2 protein-coding genes are annotated in these 2,511 nt (G+C 31.6%); both read left to right on the forward strand.

The window, feature by feature from the left end; all coding sequences use genetic code 11:
- A partial coding sequence (locus ED312_RS23465; RefSeq protein WP_206363311.1) for a helix-turn-helix transcriptional regulator occupies window positions 1-1,063 on the forward strand: 1,063 nt, incomplete at its 5' end.
- A 118-nt stretch (window positions 1,064-1,181) separates the two neighbouring features.
- Complete coding sequence (locus ED312_RS23470) at window positions 1,182-2,303, forward strand: nuclear transport factor 2 family protein (RefSeq protein WP_123218445.1); 1,122 nt, start codon at window positions 1,182-1,184, stop codon at window positions 2,301-2,303.
- The last annotated feature ends 208 nt before the right edge of the window (window positions 2,304-2,511 follow it).

Below are 2,511 nucleotides of genomic sequence, written 5' to 3' on the forward strand. Positions count from 1 at the left end.
TATAAAATTAAAAACACTAATAAAAATGAATTTTGATAATCAGCTATTATTCTTTTTTAGTGCTTTAGGGGCATTTAACAGTTCTTTTTTAAGCATCTATTTTTTCTTTGCTTCAAAACCTAAACATTTTTCAAACTATTATTTAGGAGCACTGCTGGCTGTTTTAAGCATCCGTATCTGGAAGTCCATCTTTTTTTTTTTCAATCCTGATCTATCTAGATCTTATTTACAAATAGGATTATCTGCCTGCTTTCTCATCGGGCCATTTTTATATTTCTTTATAAAATCAAAGCTGTCGAATTCTGAAAGAGAAATAAAAAATGATTATTTGCAATTAGTTGTTCTGGTATTGCTAATTCTTGTAGTTGGATACCTTTATCCTTATAAAACTTATCCTGAACTTTGGGGAAATATATTCTATAAAGCTATAAATTATCAATGGTTGATTTATATCATTGCTTCAGCTTTTATTCTTAAAGATGTCTTTAAGAAAATTTTTAAGAAGTCTGCTACATTAACTTCAAATGAAGTATGGTCATTAAGTGTATTTTCAGGTGTTTTTATAATCTGGACGGCCTATTTTTTTGCTTCATATACATCATATATAATGGGAGCCCTATCTTTTTCATTTGTATTATACTTGTCATTTTTATTGTTTTATTATCGAAGAGAAAAAGCAATTTCTTCTTCGGAACAAAAAGAAAAGTATGTGGGGCATAAAATCAGTGAGAAAGAAGCTGACAAATTACTTTCAACTATTGATACTGTTCTAAATAAGCAGGGGTTGTTTAAAAATCCTGATTTGACCTTGCCGCAATTGGCTGAAGAAATTAAAGTTCGGCCTCACTTAATTTCCCAACTATTAAATGACAACCTGAACAAAAACTTTTCTTTGTTTATTAACGAATATCGCATTGAAGAAGCGAAAAGAATTTTAGATTCAAATCGCAATTTAAAAATTGAAGTCATTGCAGAAATGTGTGGTTTCAACTCTAATAGTACCTTCTATTCTGCATTTAAAAAAATAACCAACACCACTCCGGCCAAATATTCTAATTCTTAAGAGTTTATAAAATTCCTGATGTATACATCAGGAGTTTGAACGTATAAATCTGTACTGATCTTAATAGATTCCATCTGTATTATTGTAAAAAATTAATTAACAATAAACAAACAGATCTATGAAACGTTTTCTTCTGCCAACCATTTTGTTGTTTTTTGGCAATGCAGCATTTTCCCAAAATAACAAAAGCCAAATAAAAAAAACTCTGATGAATTATATAAATGGTACTTCATATAATGAAACCAAACTTATTGATCAGGCATTTTATCCGGAAGCCAACTTATATTTAACAAAAAATGACAATGAGCCCTGGATTGTACCTGTTTCAGAATATATAAGTTGGTTTAAAAAGGCAAAAAAAGGTCAGTTTAATGGTAGGATCGGTAATATTTTATACATAGAGGATTTTAACAATATTGCTCTTGCTAAAGCTGAAATACTAAATCCGAATAATAACATAACATATATTGATATGTTCCTTTTAAAGAAAATAAAAAATGAATGGAAGATTATAAGTAAAACCGCTGATAGTGAGACAAGCAATTTGTCCGGAGATCGCATTTTGTTTATTGTCTCTAACGCACATTATTACGGAGATTCGGAACTACCAACGGGTAACAGCTATTCAGAAATAGTAAACGCGTATGATACGTTTAAAAAGGCCGGATATACCATTGATTTTGTAAGTCCTGAAGGGGGGAGCATCCCTCTTGCTTATATAAATACAACCGACTCTATACAAAAGGCATATTTGTACAACTCTGATTTTATGTTTTCTTTAAAGCACACAAAAAAGCCTAGCGAGATCAATCCTGAAGGCTATAAGGCTGTTCATTACATTGGTGGCGGAAGTGCTATGTTTGGAGTGCCTGAAAATACCGGTATTCAAAAAATAGCCATGACCATTTATGAAGAACAAAAAGGTATTATATCTTCTGTTTGTCATGGAACTGCCGGAATAGTACATCTAAAAACGAAAAACGGAAAATATCTTGTAAATGGAAAAACTGTAAGTGGTTATCCGGATACTTTTGAGCGTGAAGGTGCTGAATATTTTAAGCAATTTCCATTTTTAATTACCAAAACAATTGAGGAACGTGGAGGTACGTTTAGATATTCGCCAAGAAATTCTATACATGTGGAGGAAGATGGCAACTTAATTACCGGGCAGAATTATTTATCTTCAAAACATGTTGCACTTAAAATAATTGAAAAGCTAGAGAGTAAGTATAATGAATAAAGGATTATTTGACCGATTTCCGGGTGAAGAAGATCACGCCGAAGGTACTGTTTGTTTTCATGACATTCGTCTTAAATTACACATCATTTTCGTGTAAAGACGAAAGTCAAACCGCCACCAAAAACCTCTTAAAGATACAACAATCTGAAGGCACTTTCAGAAGTAAGCCAATTTCCCAAAAAATAAACAACGAACTCAGGTAATTTTT

Source organism: Sinomicrobium pectinilyticum (genome assembly GCF_003725735.1).
GTDB lineage: Bacteria > Bacteroidota > Bacteroidia > Flavobacteriales > Flavobacteriaceae > Sinomicrobium > Sinomicrobium pectinilyticum.